Source organism: Streptococcus porci DSM 23759 (assembly GCF_000423765.1).
Taxonomy (GTDB): Bacteria; Bacillota; Bacilli; order Lactobacillales; family Streptococcaceae; genus Streptococcus; species Streptococcus porci.
Genome location: NZ_KE384090.1, coordinates 149,164 through 170,968 on the forward strand (window position 1 = coordinate 149,164; position 21,805 = coordinate 170,968).

At 34.7% G+C, this 21,805-nt stretch carries 18 protein-coding genes; all 18 read right to left on the reverse strand.

Annotation, left to right across the window (positions count from 1 at the left end):
- Positions 1–250 precede the first annotated feature (250 nt).
- Positions 251–1,264, reverse strand: a complete 1,014-nt coding sequence (gene galE / locus G576_RS0111690; RefSeq protein WP_027974759.1) for a UDP-glucose 4-epimerase GalE — start codon at positions 1,262–1,264, stop codon at positions 251–253.
- A gap of 43 nt (positions 1,265–1,307) precedes the next feature.
- Positions 1,308–2,519, reverse strand: a complete 1,212-nt coding sequence (locus G576_RS0111695) for a nucleotide sugar dehydrogenase (protein WP_027974760.1) — start codon at positions 2,517–2,519, stop codon at positions 1,308–1,310.
- Positions 2,520–2,555: 36 nt separating this feature from the next.
- Positions 2,556–3,614 (reverse strand): NAD-dependent epimerase/dehydratase family protein, encoded by a 1,059-nt coding sequence (locus G576_RS0111700; RefSeq protein WP_027974761.1) that lies wholly within the window; start codon positions 3,612–3,614, stop codon positions 2,556–2,558.
- A 209-nt stretch (positions 3,615–3,823) separates the two neighbouring features.
- Positions 3,824–5,356, reverse strand: a complete 1,533-nt coding sequence (locus G576_RS0111705; RefSeq protein WP_027974762.1) for a BCCT family transporter — start codon at positions 5,354–5,356, stop codon at positions 3,824–3,826.
- A complete protein-coding gene (locus G576_RS0111710) occupies positions 5,349–6,218 on the reverse strand; it encodes an NTP transferase domain-containing protein (protein WP_027974763.1) in 870 nt (289 codons plus the stop codon). The genes G576_RS0111705 and G576_RS0111710 overlap by 8 nt, the downstream gene beginning before the upstream one ends.
- Entirely contained in the window at positions 6,205–7,956 is a 1,752-nt protein-coding gene (locus G576_RS0111715; protein WP_027974764.1) for an NTP transferase domain-containing protein, read from the reverse strand. The genes G576_RS0111710 and G576_RS0111715 overlap by 14 nt, the downstream gene beginning before the upstream one ends.
- 80 nt (positions 7,957–8,036) lie before the next feature.
- Positions 8,037–9,113, reverse strand: a complete 1,077-nt coding sequence (locus G576_RS0111720; protein WP_027974765.1) for a glycosyltransferase — start codon at positions 9,111–9,113, stop codon at positions 8,037–8,039.
- A 43-nt stretch (positions 9,114–9,156) separates the two neighbouring features.
- On the reverse strand, positions 9,157–10,173 hold the full coding sequence (locus G576_RS0111725) for a hypothetical protein (protein WP_037619045.1): 1,017 nt from the start codon (positions 10,171–10,173) through the stop codon (positions 9,157–9,159).
- Between the two features lie 127 nt (positions 10,174–10,300).
- On the reverse strand, positions 10,301–11,755 hold the full coding sequence (locus G576_RS0111730; protein ID WP_027974767.1) for a lipopolysaccharide biosynthesis protein: 1,455 nt from the start codon (positions 11,753–11,755) through the stop codon (positions 10,301–10,303).
- A 24-nt stretch (positions 11,756–11,779) separates the two neighbouring features.
- Positions 11,780–13,183, reverse strand: a complete 1,404-nt coding sequence (gene wzy / locus G576_RS0111735; RefSeq protein WP_169361581.1) for an O-antigen polysaccharide polymerase Wzy — start codon at positions 13,181–13,183, stop codon at positions 11,780–11,782.
- Between the two features lie 32 nt (positions 13,184–13,215).
- Positions 13,216–14,211: a glycosyltransferase family 2 protein gene (locus G576_RS0111740; RefSeq protein ID WP_027974769.1), complete on the reverse strand. Its 996-nt coding sequence runs from the start codon at positions 14,209–14,211 to the stop codon at positions 13,216–13,218.
- 6 nt (positions 14,212–14,217) lie between these two features.
- Complete coding sequence (locus tag G576_RS0111745) at positions 14,218–14,757, reverse strand: acyltransferase (RefSeq protein WP_037619046.1); 540 nt, start codon at positions 14,755–14,757, stop codon at positions 14,218–14,220.
- Positions 14,757–15,659, reverse strand: coding sequence for an ATP-grasp fold amidoligase family protein (locus G576_RS0111750; protein WP_083960044.1), 903 nt, complete (start codon positions 15,657–15,659; stop codon positions 14,757–14,759). Before G576_RS0111750 ends, G576_RS0111745 begins: the two co-directional genes overlap by 1 nt.
- Positions 15,656–16,762: a glycosyltransferase family 4 protein gene (locus G576_RS0111755; protein WP_027974772.1), complete on the reverse strand. Its 1,107-nt coding sequence runs from the start codon at positions 16,760–16,762 to the stop codon at positions 15,656–15,658. Before G576_RS0111755 ends, G576_RS0111750 begins: the two co-directional genes overlap by 4 nt.
- On the reverse strand, positions 16,743–17,357 hold the full coding sequence (locus G576_RS0111760) for a sugar transferase (protein WP_027974773.1): 615 nt from the start codon (positions 17,355–17,357) through the stop codon (positions 16,743–16,745). Before G576_RS0111760 ends, G576_RS0111755 begins: the two co-directional genes overlap by 20 nt.
- 82 nt (positions 17,358–17,439) lie before the next feature.
- Entirely contained in the window at positions 17,440–19,245 is a 1,806-nt protein-coding gene (locus G576_RS0111765; RefSeq protein ID WP_027974774.1) for a polysaccharide biosynthesis protein, read from the reverse strand.
- Between the two features lie 6 nt (positions 19,246–19,251).
- Positions 19,252–20,394 carry a UDP-galactopyranose mutase gene (gene glf / locus G576_RS0111770; RefSeq protein WP_245563043.1) on the reverse strand — a complete coding sequence of 381 codons (1,143 nt, stop codon included), beginning with the start codon at positions 20,392–20,394 and terminating at the stop codon, positions 19,252–19,254.
- Positions 20,395–20,671: 277 nt separating this feature from the next.
- Positions 20,672–21,793, reverse strand: a complete 1,122-nt coding sequence (locus G576_RS0111775; RefSeq protein WP_027974776.1) for an AI-2E family transporter — start codon at positions 21,791–21,793, stop codon at positions 20,672–20,674.
- Positions 21,794–21,805: the final 12 nt, after the last annotated feature.

Consider the following 21,805-nt stretch of genomic DNA (forward strand, 5'->3'; position numbering starts at 1 on the left):
CATTCCCTGACAACTTCCATAAGGCTACTAGTCTCAAAAGACACTATTCAATTACTGCTATTCTATCAAAAAATAGCAGAGCTGGCAAATACGATATTCACAAAAATAAAAATTTCCTACTAACTATTAATCCTCAAAGTAATTTATAGTTTATATTCGACGAAAAAATCTTTTCACTTAAGCCTCATATCTTAGATTATTAGTAATAGCAGAATATTACTAATAACTTATACCAGCAGATTTTAGTAGCTTACTCGAAACCATTTGGATGTTTACTCTGCCATCTCCAGGCATCTTCACACATTCTCTGAATGTCAAATTGAGCTTCCCAATTTAATTCTTCTTTAGCCTTTGAAGCATCCGCATAACAGGTCGCAATATCACCAGCTCTGCGTGGTAAAATCTGATATGGAATAGATTTTCCAACGACATTTGACATAGCTTGAATCATCTCAAAAACTGAATAGCCTTTACCTGTTCCTAAATTATAAATAGATAATCCACTATCTGGAACTAACTTCTGAAGAGCAGCAACATGGCCCTTGGCTAAATCAACAACATGGATATAATCACGAACTCCAGTACCATCCACTGTCTCATAGTCATCACCAAAAACACCGACTTGCTCAAGTTTACCAACAGCAACTTGAGTAATATAAGGTAGTAAATTATTCGGAACTCCTCTTGGATCTTCACCCAAATCTCCTGACTCGTGAGCACCAATTGGGTTAAAATAGCGGAGCAAAACAATATTCCATTCTTGATCTGAATGGTATAGGTCAGTTAAAATTTCTTCCAACATTAACTTGGTACGTCCATAAGGATTGGTAACCGATAAAGGAAAATCTTCTTGAATTGGAACAGTATGAGGATTTCCATAAACAGTTGCTGATGACGAAAAGATAATATTCTTACAGTCAAAACTTTTCATTACCTTAAGTAAATTAACAGTACCAGAAATATTATTATCATAATAATCCAAAGGGATAACAGAGGACTCACCCACTGCCTTTAATCCAGCAAAATGAATCACCCCATCTATCTTATGTGTCTGAAAAATAGAAACTAAATCAGACTCATAACGAATATCACCTTGATAAAAAGTAACACTCTTCCCGGTAACTTCTTCAACAACTTTTAAACTCTTTGAACTACTATTTCTAAGGTTATCTAAAATAATAACCCCATGACCAGCATTCAACAATTCAATACAAGTGTGGGAACCAATAAAACCAGCTCCGCCAGTAACTAAAATAGTTGACATTAGATTTCTCCTAGCATAGTGTTAAAAACAAAAAACAACAAGATTAATCTCTTCTAAAAATATCCCTTGTATAAACCTTATCAGAGACATTATCCAAATCATTACTATAACGATTAGCAATAATAGCATTACTTACTGCTTTAAATTTTTCCAAATCATTAATAACATCACTTCCAAAAAATTGACTTCCATCTTCAAGACTAGGTTCAAAAATAATAACTTTAACACCTTTGGCCTTAATACGCTTCATGACACCTTGGATAGAACTTTGACGGAAGTTATCGCTATTACTCTTCATCGTAAGACGATAAACTCCAATCGTTATCTCTTGAGCATTACTTTCATCAAAATCAGCTATAGTAAGAACACGATCCGCTATATAATCCTTACGTGTACGATTACTTTCTACAATAGCTGTCATCATATTTTGAGGTACATCTGAATAATTGGCTAGTAACTGCTTCGTATCTTTGGGAAGGCAATAACCGCCGTATCCAAACGAAGGATTATTGTAATGAGAACCAATACGGGGATCCAAACCAACACCATCAATAATTTGCTGTGTATCCAACCCCTTAGACTCAGCATAGGTATCTAATTCATTAAAATAAGAAACACGAAGAGCTAAATACGTATTAGCAAAAAGCTTGACCGCCTCTGCCTCTGTAAATCCCATAATCAATACTGGCGTATCGTCATCTAAAGATTGCTCTTTAAGTAACTCGGCAAATAGTTGGGCTTTGTCTGTTAGCTCTTTATCAGATAGATCAGTACCAACAATAATACGTGACGGATGCAAATTATCTTCCAATGCTTTTGACTCACGTAAAAACTCTGGGCTAAAGATGATGCGGTTAGTCTTGTATTTATCACGAACATGAGAAGTATAGCCAACTGGAATTGTTGACTTGATTACCATAATCGCACGTTCATTAACGGACAATACCTTTTCTATTACTGTTTCTACTGCAGACGTATCAAAGAAGTTTTTCTTACTGTCATAATTTGTAGGTGCAGCAATAATGACAAAATCAGCATCTCTATAAGCCTCATCTGCATCTAAAGTTGCAATCAAGTTTAACTCTTTATCCGCAAAATATTCCTCAATCTTATCATCTTGAATTGGAGATTGACGTTTATTAATCATCTCAACCTTTTTAGGAATAATATCCACTGCAACAACTTCATGATTCTGTGACAATAAAGTTGCTAATGACAGACCCACATAGCCTGTTCCTGCTACTGCAATTTTCATAAGATTTCTCCAAATTTCATTAACTATATTGTTTATTTAATTATAAAATTCTTTATACCATTCTGCAAATTTTCTTAAACCCTCGCGAATTCCAATCTTTGGTGTAAATCCATAATCCTTCTCAAGAGCTTCACTGTCCGCATAGGTTACCGGGACATCACCAGGCTGCATACCAACCAGTTCCTTATGAGAATCAAAATCATAGTACTCTGGAAGCACACCTGCTCGAACTAATTCTTCCTGGAGTGTGTTGATATAATCCAGAAGATTCTCCGGCGTTCCACCACCGATGTTGTAGACAGCGTACGGAGGTAAAGGCAATCCATCCTCCCCGTTAGATTTCTCAGGTGCTCCTCCCATAACACGGATCAAACCTTCCACAATATCATCAATATATGTAAAGTCTCGCTTACAATTTCCATAATTGAATATCTGAATAGTTTCTCCCTTTAGCAAGCGTTTTGTAGCACTATAGTAGAACATGTCCGGTCTTCCCATAGGACCATACACAGTAAAAAATCTCAGTCCTGTGGAGGGAATGTTGTAGAGTTTACTATAGGCATGTGCCAGTAACTCGTTAGATTTTTTTGTCGCTGCATAGAGAGAAACCGGGTTATCTACTTTATCATCAGTAGAGAACGGTACTTTTTTGTTACCACCATATACTGAGGAAGAACTTGCATAGACAAGATGTTTAACCGGATTATGGCGACAAGCTTCAAGAAGATTATAAAAACCGATAAGGTTTGATTCGATATATACATCAGGATGATCAATGGAATAACGAACACCAGCCTGAGCAGCGAGATTGACTACAATGTCAAAGTGATGCGTACTGAATAGCTCATCCACCAAAAATTTATCCGCTATAGATCCACGAATAAATGTATATTTCCCATTCATATCAGCTTCATCTAGCTTTCTCAGTCTTTCCTCTTTCAGTTCAACCTCATAGTAATCATTAAGATTATCAAGGCCTATTACATTAGATGTAGGGTAATCACGTAAAAGTCGTGTTACTAATGCTGCTCCAATAAAACCTGCTGTCCCAGTCACGAGTATTGTTTTATTATTTAAATCAATTTTAGTTTTCATTATAAGTTCCCTTTTTCATTATTATCTTGCTAGTGTATATTTTTCCTCATCAAGAATTTTGACATTGACTAAAAATAAATTGGTAATACTAATACAATCCTTGGATAATAGCTTTTTCTATATATCGTTCTATTATATATATAATCTGAACACATCAGCTAAAATTTCATCTATACACACCATCAAATCATTTTAATCGCACTATATTTTTAATTATTTTTCTTTTTACTATCTTCCACATAATTCTTAATATCTTTCATGAATCCCCAGATCATAATAATCATGATAATACCAATTGGAAATGCTGAAATAATACTAATACTCTGAATGTTATTCATTGAACTCTCAGAGAACACTAGTGCAATCGGAAGTATGATAAGAAGAATACACCACATCAAAGATACCAACTTGTGAGGCTGCTCATTCTCTCCTAGCTTTCTATAACTGTAGCAAGCTGCAGTATATGCGATTGAATCAAAGGATGTTGCATAGAAAGCAATCATACAAAACATAGTAACCACAAGAATGAACTTAGCTGCAGGTATTGTGTTGATGATATTAAGAATCAAGCCATAAAGATCACCATCAGCTGCATATTGAGCTATAAAATCTGCTCCACCACTTACCTGTAAGCCGAGTCCATAATTACCGAGTACAATAAAGCTTACAATTGTTGAACCTACACCGAAAACATAGCCACCAAGGATGGTCTGTTTAATAGTTCTACCTCTTGAAATGTTACCTATAAAGAATGGAGCTGCAATACACCATACCATCCAGTAAGCCCAATAATAGATTGTCCAATCTTGTGGAAAGTTACTTGTTCTTGAAGGATCTGTATAAGTACTAAGTTCGATGAAATGCTGTCCCAGCTTACCAAGACTCTGGAAGCCATTTTCAATAATAAATCTTCCTTGTCCTCCGATAATGAGCACAAAAATCAAAAGTCCAAAGAATAAATAAATACATAGTTTTGCAAGAAAACTAATTCCTTTTAAGCCATGAAGTACTGCATATGTATAAACAGCACAAGTAATTAAAAGAATAATAATTGTAACTACCGTACGACTGATTGTAATTCCAAAAAGATTTACAATGATTGCTGCTATTAAAGGAGTTGCGACCGAGAATGTTGTTGCAGTTCCAGCAAGTAATGCGAATAATGCAAATAAGTCAATAATTCTACCAAGAATACCATCTGCGTGCTTCCCAATGATAGGACGACATGCTTCAGAATATCTCTGACGATTTGTCTTTTTGACATGAAGCATAAATCCGAATACTACTGCAAGTACGAGATAGAAAGCCCAAGGAATAAAGCTCCAGTGGAATAATGGGAATACTCCTGCCCATTCTGCAATTGAACCTAACTCTTCAATGTGAGGACTGTTTGCATACATAGCCCATTCAGCAAATGAATAAAAAAGAATATCTGCTGCAAGACCGCATGTGAACATCATACTTCCCCAAGCAAAGAAAGAATACTTAGGCTTCTCGTTTGACTCACCAAGTATAACGTTTCCATATTTTGAAAACGAAAGGAAAATAGATACAAGAAATACTCCAAGTCCTATTACAAGATAATAAATACCTAACGTATCGCCGAAAAAGTATCGTACCTGACCAATAATGGCATTTGACTGATTTGGAAATATAAATAATAATCTTGCCAACCCTATGATTATAATAAACGGAGCCAACATTATCAGCCAATCAATTCTACTACTCTTTAATTTATTCATAACATACCTCTACTTTCTGCGTTTCGTAATAGTATTTATACTTCTGATTGACTTCAAATGTAAAACCCGCTGCGGCATTGTTTTTATCCTTAAATGCTTTAACCTTTATGATTTGTTTCTCTTCTACCCCCAATTTTTTAGCCATTTTTTTTAGAATTTCTGAACGTGTATCTTTTATATAAGACTTATCAAATTCTCGAAGCTCGTCCAGAGTATCAAACTCAAAGATGAAATCTGAGGGATATTTCTTTATTTTCATATCAAGTTCGTCAATATGATCAATGTAAATTGTTTCCCATAGTTTATCTGCTGTTTCACTCTGATCATATTCAGTTTCCAATATAGAAAGAAACTTCTTGCTAAATTTTTCAGACCAAAATACGTGGCCGAGCATCACCCAGGAATTTTTACCTCCTACTACAACTTTTTTCATCCTTCCATCAGTATCCTCTTCAATACACCATTCGTTGGTATCACCTTGGACATAGATTGCTGAATAATAGCAATCATCAACCTCCGCTTCAAATGGGTTGTTGAAGAAGTAGTTATCGGAAGAGCAGACGTAGGAGTTTTTTAGGTAATCTTTTGCCACCCATATACTAGAGTTATTGTTTCGAGTAAGATAATCTGGATTATAAATGAGCTTAACTCCAAACTTATTTTTCAAATATTCAAACTGTTCAGACTTATATCCTGTCACTATGATTATCTCTTCAATGCCTGCTTCTCTTAGCTGTTTAATTTGTCTTTCAATTAGAACTTCACCTTTTACTTCTATAAGAGCTTTGTGCACCTCAAATGACAAAGGAGCAAATCGACTTGACGTTCCAGCAGCCATAATAATAGCATTATCTACCTTCATTCAGCTTCTCCTTAACGATTTTATAATAATCCTTAGCATATCTGTACTGACGTAATGAGTACTCACCAAACTCAACACCAAGGCTTCTTTTATATTCACACCAGTTACTCCATAGAAGGCCACAAGCCGCAATATAACAATAAATTTTTATTCTTGTTTCATCAGGACATTTATTTTCGAAATATATGTTTATCAAACGATCCACTTGACGTTTATTATAAAGTGCGTAGATACAGAACATAGCAATATCAACATGAGGATCCTGCATTCCTGCATATTCCCAGTCAATCAATCTTATATCCCCTTCTGATGTAAAAAGAAAATTATCTGGAACAGCATCGATATGTGTAAGGCACCTTATCTCTACATGTTCATCAATATACCTCTTTAGAGAAAGAACATTTGCTTTTGTTTTCTCGTAATCTCTATAAATTGATGGGGTTCCATCCCATAATGTCTCATAAAAATGAATCTGGTCAAAAATATTAAATTCATGATCTACAGTTAGTTTCTGACAATGAAATTCTCTTAGTTTCTCCATACAGGATTTAAGGTCGTTCACATCATCCGAATTGCATACTCTTGCCCCTTCCAAGAACTCTGTAATCTTATAACCATTTTCTGGATTGATATACGCAATATCATCAGAAATATGTTTTCCATCAATAGCCTTATAGACCTCAGCTTCTTCTCTTCTATTAATAAGTTGATCCGTTCCTTCGCCAGGGATTCTCATGATATATTTCTTGTCTCTGCAAGTGAATAAGAAAGATCTATTCGTCATTCCTTTTTTAAGAACAGTAATATCAACCACTTCGGATGTTGTCACACCGAGAGTTTTAGCAATAATATTAATAGCATCTGATTTCAGATGATTTGATTCTTCATCAAGTTCTCGAAGTTGTTCATATGTATTTATCTCGACTACATTATTCGCATGTACTACTCTTGCCTGAACAATCATTCGATCATTTTCATATAGAGTTTCTTCCCAGAATGCACCATCATATCTTGAATTACTGTCCAGTGTTTTTAACCTCTCTCGTATGACTTTACTTTGGTCTTCAACAAGATAAGAAATGCCCACCATAGCATTTCCTCCTTGCTTCTCTGGTACAGATACAAGTTCCATCTTACGATTGACTCGGACATTGCTTTCATTATCAACTAGATTAGAAACCATATACCAAGAGTACAATTCATGCCTGTGAAATGGATTTCTATCACACCAAATATCACATGGTACTATATAAGAATTCGAAAGATGGTCCGCTGCAAGAGCTAAGGAGTGAAGATTATTCTTTGAAGCATAGTCTTCATTTACAATAAGTTCTACATCAAATTCATCAATCAAATACTCAAACTGCTCTTTCATGAAACCAACCACAACATATATGTTAGTCACACCAACTTCATGAAGATGTTTGATTGTTCTTTCAATAAGCGGCTCACCATTAACTTCCATTAAAGCCTTAGGACTCTGCGTATTAATCGGAACCATTCTCATACCAAAACCTGCTGCTAAAATAATTGCATTTTTGGGCGATTTGGCTTGGAACTCTTCTCTTGCCTTTTCTGTTGGACGGATATAATCATCAAGATAGCCATCTTTAATGAGGCTCTTTATGCATTTATTTACGACACCTAACGAATAGCCGCTTGTCTCAGATAATATTCTCTGATTTATAAATGATTCTACAAACAAATTGTTCAAGATATCAGATTCTTGCTTGTTCATGAACTTCTCCTTTATTTATTTTCATAAACACCTTGCTAACATTTAGGGAATCTTGTTTAGCTAAGATTCCCAATTGTAACTTATAAACTTAATAATGAAAACAACTTAGCAATCCTTGTCTTTGCATAGAATTTTTGTTTTGTTGTTACTAGTACGGATTTCCACTCATTAATTATATTAGGTGACTCCAATACATGCCTCATTCCATAATAAAGTCCATCAGCAGAATTATCTACTACACAACCACAGCTAGCATCATCAATAATTTCTTCAGCACCACTTACATCTGTTGATATTACTGGTATCCCAAGCATAATTGCTTCTGTACATGCAGTACTATACCCTTCTGAAAGAGAAGAACAAATAAATACATCAGCTTTTGACGTAAATTTATGAGGATTCTTCTGATTCCCCATAAATTTGACATTATCATTTAAGCCTAACTCATCAACTTGTTTCTGAAGTGTATTTTTTTCAGGCCCATCCCCTACTATCCAGAGCGTCAAATCATAATTATGAGTTTTAAGTCTCTTTACAACAGTAATCAACCTAGAATATCCTTTTTCTTCCGAAAGTCTACCAACTGTAACAAATGTAACACGAGAACTAGACCTAACATCAATTGGTTCATTTCCTTTCTCAATTACTAGCCTTTCATCAATTGGGTTGTAACAGTAGTCTATAGGTACGTTATAATTCAATTCATTCTTTAATCTGTCAGCATTAAATTTTGAAACACATACGATTTGATCTGCCTTCTTATAATAATCTTCCATCAATAAACCAATATCATATCCATGCATCCATACAATATGATTTGCCTTATTTTTTGTTGACACAACTGCTCGAGTTGATACTCCATGCTGAAACCCAATTTCAATATCGTATCGGCTCTTACCAAATATCAAATCATGAAGCAACTCATCCGGTATCACTCTTAATAATTTTGACAAGCCATTAAAGTAGAAGCCCAACACTGGTTTTACCTTTACTCTTTTATCTAAAATAGCTAGTGCTTCCTTTTGTAATTTAAAAATTGGCCTCAGTGTGATTTCAATATTCTCACGTTCAACAAGTGCATTTGCCATAGCTGCAGCAGATCTCGCAATACCATCAGAATATTGGAAATGATTAAATGCAAAACAAATTTTCTTCATAATAATTTCAGCTCCAATACGTAGAAAGTATTTTACATTCCTATTAATCTTGATAGTTGTAAAGATACTGAGGAAGTCTTTCTACTATATAATTCACTTCTTCTTCATATTCCTTTTTCCCAATCCACAATCTAGTATTCTTAATTGATTTATTTGGATCAAAAAAGGCTTTTTTACGTCTATGCATATTTGGATCTAATCCCACCCACTTAACCAAATTATCTGTTATCTCATTATACTTATAGATTAGATCTTCAAACTGCACTAACATTGTAGTATTAGGATTATAAACTTCTTCTAGTCGGTGTGCTCTTGTATATTCAAACCATCTGCAAAAGATTTCAACAGAATCTGTAGGAATCACTCTATCTTTCCAAACATATTTTGAAAGCAAGTAGACATCTCTTGGATCTCTATCAACAACGAATACCTTTACATCCTCAAAATATTTCGTATAACGGTTCACATTAGATGGTGGAATCATTTGATCAACCATAATATACTCGCACTTCTTCTTATTAGCAGCATCTAGCAACGTAGAGATATACTTTTGAGTACATTTGATAAACTTCTCTTTTCCTGGCCTTGAACAGAAAGTCATTTCATTAGGTAATGCATTTATATAGGTATTCTCTGTCTTATTTGGCATTAATTTCCGAATTACTTTACCTGGCAACAGTTTTCTATAATAAAAAAACTTTCCTCTATCGTAAAAATCATAAAACCAATACCCTTTGAATGAGAAATCCGTCAGTTCTTTGATATATTCATAAGAAATACTTTTATACTGATTATCAAAAAAAGGTTCATATCTCTTGTTAAAAAAAGTACCAGAATTAAAATCCACCAATCGCTTAAAGCGTTTAAGTGCATGTCCCGAATTATGCCTATTATGATTTTCCACTAAATTATACTCTAAATCAGATACTCCATCAGGGTCTTGCAAGAATCTAAATTCATAATTTGTCATTGAATATAAATCATCAAACTCTGAAAAGAAATCAGTAATAGCACTCGATCCCGTGCCATAGTAGCTTGCACAGCTAAGTACTTTTGGCATTTGACATTCCTCCTCACAAATACATCGCTAACATTAGAGCAGTTCATTTACCCTAATGTTGTTTTATTCTAACACTAAAATAACAAAACATCATATAAACGTTTTACATTCTTGCATATTGACTCTATTACTTAAATTTCTTTTTTAATACATTTAAGTAATTAAGTAGTTCTCCTCTACTATTGGGAATAACCAACAATACTGTAAAATAAGATAAAATACAGATTCCAATTGAAAAATATCTACTAAACTGATTTGGTACCCCATTTATTAAAGATACGCCAATTATGGCCATTATTATTGTAGCTAAGATATACCATTTTACTTGCTTTAATATATCTAACATTCCAATCTTAGAAACTCTATATGCCATATATGTCTGAGTTATAGGCAATTGTATTCTTACAAAGCAGCTAGTAATCACCATAGCCTTAAATCCATAACGACTACTAATCCACAGTGCAGGTATCATCAAAATTGCCTGTATCATATTTGATACAAAAAGCAATTTAGGGTGTCCTTTTGACAATATTAGTGTCCCACTCATATCATTGAAAATAACGCTTTCAGCCAAAATGAATCCCCAAAATCCAACCAATAAATCCGCTTCTCCCCATTGGTCACCTAAAAGAATAAGACGCACAACATCTTTATATAGATATATACCTACTCCCAACGGAATAACAAGCAAGCCAATGCCCTTCAAAAATGCAAAGTACATTTTTCGATATTCCTGCTCATCATTTTGCAGTCTAGACAACGCTGAAAAAAGTACACTAATCGTTGCTCCCGATATTAGAGAAGTAATTTGGGCAACCATCGTTGTACCCGTTTTATAAATACCAAGATGATATTCATTAAACAAACGGCCAATAACGAATATTCCGACATTCGTAACGAGCCATGAAGAAATCGTTTCCAAAAGCGTCCATCCACAAAAACTAAACATCTCTTTAAGTTTTGAGAAACTGTACCTTAATTTAGGTTTCCAATTTGACAAGACTGTTAATAATACTGCGTTACAAAATTCGCCAATAATATTTCCAATAATTAGTGCCCAATAAGAGAAACCGTAAATTGCCAAAGGAACAGTTACAATTAAGGGGATTATTTTGACTGTAATTCTTGCAATTGATATAGTCTTATACTTTAAGCTTTTTCTGTAAATCGCCGTCTGAATGCTGCTAAATGAAGTGAGTGGTAACACCAAAGCTCCAATATATATAACTCTACCAAGACCTGCATTCCCAACAGAATACGCCAACTGATCAGAAAACACAAAAATCAAAAGCCAGAAAACAATTGATATACAAATATTAGTCCAGAATGCAACACAAATGGACAAATCTTCATCATCTTCATTTTTGAACTGATGTTGTACTATATATTTCTGAAAACCTGCATCAGTAAAAATATCTGTAAATGAAATAATCATTGTAACTGTTGCGACAACACCAAAAGCTCCAGGTGCTAATATGCGCGCTAAAATCATATTAGTAATCGGCGAAATCAATTTAACAACTATTTCAGTAAATATAGACCATTTCGTTGCACTTCCGACTTTTTCATTGATGTTGCTCATAATCTATCTCCAAACTACATATTCCTAGTTTTTTCTGATAATACTTTTCATAAATAACAGATAAAATCTCATCATAACTAACGAATATAAAATTGCTTTCCAAATGTAATAACTATCTCTTCTTGGTAAAGTAAACCACAAAAACACCAATATACAGGTTCTATAACATCCCCATAAATCTTCTTTATCATCGGCATTATAAGAATTAAGAAGTTTTAAAATCACTATTAATACTATGAATATAGCTATTAAGCCAAACCATCCAAAATTAATATATGCTTCTGAGTTAAGTGAAAAACCAAATCCAAAGCTATATTGGCCAAAGTATTTTGACTGCCATGTTTCAAAAATACGTGATTGTGCATTAATTTTACTGATTGTACCAGTTATATCAACGAAAGATGGAATAAATCCACCAATTAATGACAATAAATACCCTTTTCCATACAAAAATGACTCTGACCCTGGCACAACGCTCATCATTGTAAACAAAGGAAAGCTATTAAAACCCAAGTCAGAAATAGTGTTTATAATAATATCAAAAATTGATGAATATGTGAAAGTTCCTTTTATTCTAAATGAATATGCAACCTGAATAAATACAATAAGAGAAAGTCCGATTATTGCTAATCCAACATACTTTAATATAATCTTACCAAATCCTTCATTGTCGGAATTCAAATATGAAAAATATACAACAACTACAAGTGCTCCGATGCCGGTTGTTCTATCTCCACATAAAGCCGTAAGCAATGCCCAAACAATAATTAAATTTCGAACAAGTACACTTTGTTTTTTCCCTTTGTAAACCATATATAACAATGCATACGGAATGAACATATATTCTATTAAATTTATGATTGATGGTATCGTTTCTTCAAAGGCTCTAACTGCATTATAACCGCCGGCTAAACTGTAAGAAGTCTTAAGAAAGATTAAAGGAAATGTAATAACACCTGTACAAATCAGTCCAATCTTCGCACTTTTTACAATAAAATCTTGAGAATATCTATCTATTTTTCGATTATGAGCTAAGATTATGTTTTTAGTCTTAACAGTTAATACAGCTACAAACCCAGCCAAAACATTACTAACCGATGAAAATACAACAACTTGGGTGAGATATTCTCTCAATGTGTTGATATAAAAACTATTAAAATCAATCCCCAATGCCAACAATAAAAGCTGACCATTTTGAAACAAATAAAATGCAGCTAAGAATAATACGGTCGGTGTAAATATTCTTTTTGTTAAATCATAGATACACCATATTTCAAATAAATAGATTATTAATGAACTAATACATACAAGCTTTATAAAAGCATCTGAATTAGAATCATATCTATGTCCTAGAAGCACTGGAATATATAAGCAAAGTATTGCCACTAGTATTAATAGTTTATTGAATTTTCTTTTGTCAATTAACAAGATTGCTTCCCCCAAAAAAAGCACTTACCGCGCTATGATATATAATTTAATAACCATAATCCTAAAAAGATTTTGTTCTTAACGAAAAAATCAATAACTGTCATTTTAGATCCTTTGTATTTAGCATTTTCAATCGCTTCAAGGAACACTTTTTGATCATACATCATCAAAATCTCATCTTTTATAATTTGATACGCTTCGTTTCTATTAAATTGAGATTTTGCAACCGTAAAGAATCCCTTTTCGACGCGTCTGTAATATTGTTCTTGAAAATCTGCAATTGACAAATCTAGCATATTACGCAAATGATTAGCAATATAAAGCTGGCCCTCCCATTTTAAAGCTTTCTTTGATTTTGTCATCGAAGACGGATTAAATCTGTAATAATACAAACATTTTTCGCTTATATACATAGAGTTAGCGTGAGCAATACACGGAACTGTACATGCCCCATCTTCACCCATAGAAACCTCATTAGGCACCTGCATTTGATAGAATTTATACAAATCTCTTTTAATAGCTTTAGCCCATACTGTCGGCAAAAAATAAGTTCCGCGTGAATTCAGAATCAAATTAGGATAAATCTTTTCTTGAAGACATTTCTTATCATATGCACCAACTTCAGCATTCACCATAACATCAATTGTTTTGTTTGGCATTGTTTGATGGTACCCACAGCATACAATGTCAAACAACTGGTTTTGAGTTATCTTGTTAATTTCTTCAATATAATTTAAATCAATATAATCATCGCCATCCACACAGCATACATAGTCTCCTGTTGCAAGCTCTGCACCAGCTTTTCTTGCACTTACTAAACCTCCGTTTTCTTTATGAACAACAGAAATTCGACTATCTATTTTGGCATATTCGTCACATATATTCGGACAGTTATCTTTTGAACCATCATCAACAAGAATTATTTCAATATTTTTATAAGTCTGATTAATAATACTTTCTATACATTGATTTATATATTGTTCAACCCCATAAATAGGTACAATAATGCTATATTTTAAATCTATCACTGATAATCAACCTTTAATTTTTTCAACTGTAGTTTCTCTCTTCTGAATAATAAGAGACCCACTCGGATAATTTCCTTTAATTACACATCCAGCACCAATAACACAATTATCGCCAATAATGGTTCCCTTTAAAATGATTGTATTTGCACCTATCCAGCAGTTCTTTCCTATAAAAACCTCTCCAAATGAATACTGTGTCCGATCTACACCTTTTTCAGCACTAAACGTATGATCATGGTCATAAATGCAAACGCCTGGTCCCATTATGGTGCCATCGCCTATTTCTATATGGTTATGACAGATAATCATATTATGACTTCCAACTCCTACATTATTGCCTATGACCAAGTCTCCGTCACTTAGTACAGATATAAGTGCGTTTGTGTCAACTTTCAATCCCATTCCAATATGGGCTGAAGAGCCTTTATATATTCTAATTTCAGCCCCTTTAAAACATCTTAGTTTCACTCCAATATTGTTTGGATGAAACAATTTTAGAATACAGCCTTTCATTATTGCAATTCCGTTTCTAAAAAGCTTTCCCATTATTGCATCCTCTTATTTGGGAGTATAAATTTCTTTCCCAAATCAAAATCAAAGCTATCTGGATCATACTGAACATACCCACTCCATGGATAAAATGTTAACTCTCCAAACACTACTCTTCCTTTGATATTATAAAGATCGACTCTTACAGCTGGAAAATCACTAGATAAAATCTCTGCAACCTTTATCATCTCATCAAAATTTGCAGGTTTTTCAACCGAATCCTCAAAACATGGGCAATCGCTATCTACTTTTATATAATTCCACTCCATATCATAGAAATTTCGTTTATGATTGCTAAACCGATCTTTATCATAAACAACATATTCAGGCTTACCATTGAAGCATAAGAACTTATAATCAGAAATGCCATTATCCTCATTAGAAGTATCCTCTAATAATTCTTCAATAATAATCTTTTTCGAAGAACCTCCATATGCCCATTCTCTTCCAGCAGACGCTTCAGCCATTTGTAAGAAATCAGACAATTCTCTTTTTGTTTTTTCAATATCAAGTTTTGACTTATCTTTTACGATAATATTAGTTCCGCTACCATTAGTTGTCTTAATGATAAATTTGGCAGGTAGTTTAGAAAAATCAATATCATCTGGAGAGTTGACTACCTGATACAATTTATTCAGTGTATCATCAAGACCTTTTCTATGAATGTAATTTCTTACACTATATTTATCGACACATTCCATCATAACAGGATTCCTATAGTATAACTTATACCACTGGATTTTCTCTGTGTATCTCTTAGGATTATTTAAGTCCAATTTTCTCTTCAACTTAATCCGGTATTGGATTTTAAGCATAATCCTGTCAGGGATAAATTTTAAAAGCCTAAGTATAGTAAATCTCATCTTCTGATTACGAATTAAATTTTTGTAACCGTTCATGCTCTCTTAACCTCATCACAATATATATTTACTACAATATTTCTATCAAATTCCCGTTCAATCTTTTCACGACCCGCTTTACCCATATCAGCTTTTTCTTCTACAGACAAGTTGATAAATTTCTCCATCTGCTCCGCAAGACTGTCAGCATCACCAGTTTCAAAAAGGTATCCTGTTTTGCCCTCATCGATAACATCCATGGTTCCGTTAATCTTAGAACCGATGCAAGCACGACCCGCAGCAGCACTCTCAAGTAGCACATTAGGGATACCTTCACCACCATGTGACGGAAGAACCGTACAATGACATTGTGCAATCCAATCATCAAGATCATCACGAAATCCAATGTAATTTACGATGTCTTGGTCGTGATATTCACTAACAATTTTTTTGTACTCTTCTTCCTCATTCCAACCTGCAATAATAAATTCAGTATTTGGATATTTTTCCTTGACTTTCTTAGCTGCCGCCAAGTACTCATCAATACCTTTTAGCTTCATTACACGAGCAATAAAAATAAATCTTGTGACTTCGTCCTCTGGCATAGCTTTAAATACATGCTGTTCCAGGTTACAGCCAGACCCAGGAAGCATTTCATAGTTCTTGCCAACAAGATTGTTTTCAACAAAAAAATCTCTATCCCCAGTATTCTGGAAGTAAACCCTATAGCACTTACGAACAGACATCTTATAAAGCACCTTACAAATCTTAGCCACCATATTGTCTTTTAAGAAAGTTGCACCAGTACCTGTAATATTACAAATTTGCTTATACTTTTTACCGCTAGCCATAGATCCATAAATATTAGGCTTAATTGTATATGAAAAGATAATGTCAGGGTTGATTTCTGGAATCATTTTTTTGTAGAACATAATAAGCTTCGCATCATTTTTGGGGTTAACTCCTCGACGATCGATATTTGTAAGCACAATATGGCATCCCATTTTCGTAAAAAAATCATTCTCATCCTCTGGAAGGGAAAGATACACTTCATGTCCTTCATCAACTAGCTTCTGAATCAACTCTTTTCTAAACCAAAACAATGTTTTAAAGTGATTGGAAAGGAACAATACTTTCTTTTTGCTATTCGCTTCTTTTTTCATTTTTCATTTCTCCAGTTCCACCTTCAACAACACCATCACTCTTAGCAACACTTAAGAAAGTCCCGAAAAAGCACTTTGCATCTAGAATTAAGCCCATATGTTGAACATAATACCCATCCAGTTTTGCTTTAACATCTATTTCCAGTTCGTCACGTCCATTAATCTGTGCCCATCCTGTCAATCCTGGTCGAATATCATTAGCGCCATATTTATCTCGCTCTTCAATCAAATCATATTGATTCCACAAAGCTGGCCTAGGACCAACGATAGACATTTCTCCTTTGAAAATATTAAATAATTGAGGTAATTCATCAAGACTAGTTTTACGTAAGAAACCTCCCACTTTTGTAATCATTGCGGTTGAATCTTTAAGAAGGTGAGTCGGCATATCTGATGGAGCATCTACATACATTGATCGAAATTTATAAATTTGAAAATATTTTTTGCCTTTTCCAACTCGTTTTTGCTTAAAAAGAACAGGGCCCTTTGAATCCAATTTTATAGCGATGACAATCACTAATAATATTGGACTCAATAGCACGATTGCTACAGCTGAAATGATAACATCTATGAGCCGTTTAATTCCTAAATACATTTTTTACTCCTAATACATATTTTTTGTCTTCTTAAAAGCCAAAATTCCTTTGACTTCCAAGAAAGTAATAGGGACTACTTCCTTATTCCTGCTTTGCAAAACTTATCAAGTTTTGTTTTAAAATCGGCACTTCTAATTCAAGAAGATTTCCAATGAATGCTTCAACTTCTGGTAATGGTTTAGGAGTTACTTTTCCAACAAAAATCTTGTCATGAACTTGATTACTTACGCGCTCTTCAGATGACAGAAGTTCCTCATAAAGTTTTTCTCCTGGTCGAATCCCTGATTCGATAATACCAATTTCCTCTACAGTATGTCCACTGAGTTTAATAACTTTTTTAGCCAAATCAAGGATTTTAACTGGCTCTCCCATATCAAGAACAAAGACTTCGCCACCCTGAGCAAGATACCCTGCTTGAATTACCAAGCGACTTGCCTCTGGTATGGTCATGAAATAACGTGTCATTCTAAAGTCTGTCACGGTTAATGGACCACCTTTAGCAATCTGATCCTTAAAGACCGGAACGACACTACCACGGCTGCCTAATACATTACCAAAACGTACTGCCACAAACTGGGTCTTACCTGCTTCATTTAGACCAGTTACAATCATTTCAGCGACTCGTTTTGTTGCCCCCATAACATTTGGCGGGTTAACAGCCTTATCTGTTGATACCATCACAAACTTAGCAACTCCTGCTGCCTTAGCTGCCTCCGCTACATTTTTAGTTCCAAAAATATTATTTTTGACAGCCTCTTTAGGATTGTATTCCATCAGTGGCACGTGTTTATGTGCTGCTGCATGATAGACCACATCTGGTCGATAATCGTTCATTAAACTAAAAATTAGTTCACGATCTTGAATGTCGGCGATAATTGGTACAATTTCAAACTTATCCTTATACTTATTAGTTAACTCACGATGAATTAAGTAAATAGAATTTTCACCATGTCCTAGCAACAACAAGCGTTTTGGAGTAAAATTCGAAATTTGACGACAAATTTCTGAACCTATCGACCCTCCTGCTCCAGTCACAAGAACTGTTTTACTAGCGAAAAACTCACTAAGTTGGCTTTGGTCAAGGACAACTTCTTTGCGTCCTAATAAGTCTGCAATATCAATTTCTTTTAATTGTTTAGTTTTGACATTTCCCAATACCAACTCCTCAACAGGAGGCATAATAGTAACAGGAACATTGATTTCTTGACAGATATCCAAGATAGCTTCTTGGTCACTGGCAGCGATAGAAGGGATTGCAATGGTAATTTGATCTACTTCTAGCTCTGGAACCAGTCTTGGAATATCATACCGATTTCCCAAGACTTTTACGCCGTGGAGATAACTACCTTTCTTATTTAAATCTTGATCAAGAATCCCAACAATCTCGATGTCAGTATCTCCGTTTTGAACAGTGCGGATAAAAAGACTTCCTCCAGAACCTGCTCCAATCACTAACGTTTTCTTCTTTTTAATAATTTTTTCCGATTTATCTTTGTTATTAAACTCGTAGATAAATCTCCAAAGAAGCCTTGGTGTAATTACCATAATATAGGAAAGCAAGACACCTAGAAAAATAAATCTCAAACTAAAGGTATTAAAAGCAAAGAAAGAAAAACCTGTAAAAAAGAAATAGCTTAGCAGGATAGAAATGGCAACGTATCCGAGACTCCTATAATCCGTAAAACGATTTATCACTGAAAACACTTTAAAAATATAGGCTATAATGAGATAAAATAGCGGAATTAAGATAATCGCAACCCTAAAATAATCTCTAGCTATCTGTGTAATAATATCTAAAAAGTCTTGACTTAGATACAGTGAACAAATAATCAACAATGTATCCACAACCATTAAAATAATTTTCTTCTGATTACGTGTTAAAGCCATCCTAAACTACTCTCCTAATTCATTTCTCACACACTGTAAGGCTGCTGCAATGACTTGGTGCATGTCATAGTAACGGTATTGGCCTAAACGACCGCCAAAAATAACATTCTCCTGTTTTTCAGCCAGTTTCCTATATTCTTTGTAGAGATGATTGTTTTTGTCGTTATTAACTGGATAGTACGGCTCATCACCTTTTTTCCATGTTATTGAATGTTCTTTAGTTATGATTGTCTTTGGTTGTGTACCAAACTCAAAATGCTTATGCTCAATAATACGCGTATAGGGCGTTTCCGCGTCTGTGTAATTAACGACAGCATTGCCTTGGTAGTTTTCCATATCCAATGTTTCTGTTTCAAAATGGAGGCTCCTATATTCAAGTTCTCCAAGTCTATAATCAAAGAATTGGTCAATCATCCCTGTGAAGACAATTTTAGGAAACTCCTTTAGGTACTCCTCTTTCCTGTCAAAGAAATCAACTCCTGTCGCAACATCGATATTGTCATGACTCAGCATTTTTTCAACAATCTGCGTATAGCCTCCGATAGGAATCCCTTGATAAGTGTCATTGAAATAATTGTTATCGTATGTCAAGCGCACTGGCAGACGGCGAATGATAAAGGCCGGTAGCTCAGTTGTGGGCTTGCCCCATTGTTTTTCGGTGTAACCTTTGATAAGTTTTTCGTAAATATCTGTACCAACCAAAGAAATAGCTTGTTCTTCTAAGTTTTCAGGCGTTTTCCCTCGAAGAATTTCACGCTGCTCGTCAATCTTAGACTGAGCCTCTGCTGGTGTTATCACGCCCCAGAGTTTATTAAAGGTATTCATATTGAAAGGAAGGTTATAAATCTCCCCTTTGTAATTAGCTATTGGTGAATTGGTGTACCGATTAAACTCTGCAAATTGAGTCACATAATCCCAAATCTCTTTATCAGATGTATGAAAAATGTGTGCCCCATATTCATGAACTTGAATCCCTTCAACTTCCTTAGTAAAAATATTACCTGCGATATGGTCACGTTTTTCGATAACCTGAACTCTTTTTCCTTTTTTAGCTGCTTCATGGGCAAAAATTGCTCCAAAGAGACCTGCACCAACAACTAGATAATCGTATGTAGACGAAGAAGCGTCCTCCTCTATGCCCCTGAACACTCTAATCTCCTCTTTTATATAATATGCCTCAGTTAAAGTTATTAACCATGTAATTTATATCTCCAACATTATATCGTAAATATCCAAAAAAATCAATTTTATACAATAATTATAAAAAAAAAAAAAAAATCCTTATAATTATGACATTCCTAGCTATCTGTTATTCTAATATTCTTCAGATTTTCATCACATTCTATCATCAGTATTAAACTTCGGTTTTGTATATTTATAAAAACAAAAGCTAGATATGGCATCTAACTTTTGGGGTGTATTATTTTTAAAGTCTTTCTGCGCTTCGTTTTTGCCTTTTACTAACATGATCTTTAACGATTTGATAGAGGCTAGCTGCTAGTGGAACCGCCATCAACATACCTGGAATACCAGCTAAGGCTCCGCCGACTGTGATAGCCATCAAGACCCACATACCTGGAAGACCAATAGACCCCCCTACCACGCGCGGATAGATGAAATTACCTTCAAATTGTTGCAAAACAACCAAAAAGACCACAAACCAAATAGCTTGACTGAAAGACTGCGTTGCCACCAAAATAAAGCCAATAGTCATCCCGATATAGGCCCCGACAACTGGAATGATGGCCGTAAACGCAACGAGAACTCCAATCGTTGCCGCATAAGGAAAGCCGAACAAGTTCATACCAAGTGCCGTCAACGTTCCTAAAATCATAGCTTCGAGTGTCTGACTGACAAAAAATCCATGAAAACGTCTGTTCAAAATCCCAAAGACATAACGAACCTTACTAGCATATTTGCCTAGGTAGGTATCCACTAAAAGTCCTGCTTGTCTGCCTAGTTGTTCCTTATTTCCTAAGACATATAGAGAAAAAATCAGGCTGACAAAGACATTCAAAAGAGTGGAAGCAACCGTGGACGCCGAGGTTAGAACACCTGTTAGAAGTGTCAAAACTTGCTGCAAAATCTGCTGACTATAAGAGCTGAGCATTTTGGCTAAATCCGTGTCTTGCCCCAAATATCCTAGCACTTTAGCCACATATTTGTTGTCGTTCATTTGATTGATCCATTGGTTAAAACCAGAGGTGTCAATCGTTAATAGAGATTTTAGACTGGAAATCAAGTCAGGCAGGACAATAGAGAAAATCCAGACAATTACCACAACAAAGGTCAGATAAGCCAGAATCATAGACAAACCGCGTTTGAAGCCCTCTGCTTTTGTCCCATCTAAAAGCATACCAAAAAGACGCTCGTAAGCAGACATGGCAATATTGACCACGTAGGCAATGGCAGCCCCAATCAGGAAGGGCTGACTCGCAGACCAGATGGTCCCGATAAAATGTGCACCCGTCTGCCAGTAGGTCTGAACCATATAACAGAGAGTAAAGGTCACAATAATGTAATAAACATGCTTCTTTTCAAAATTCATATTCTGATTATA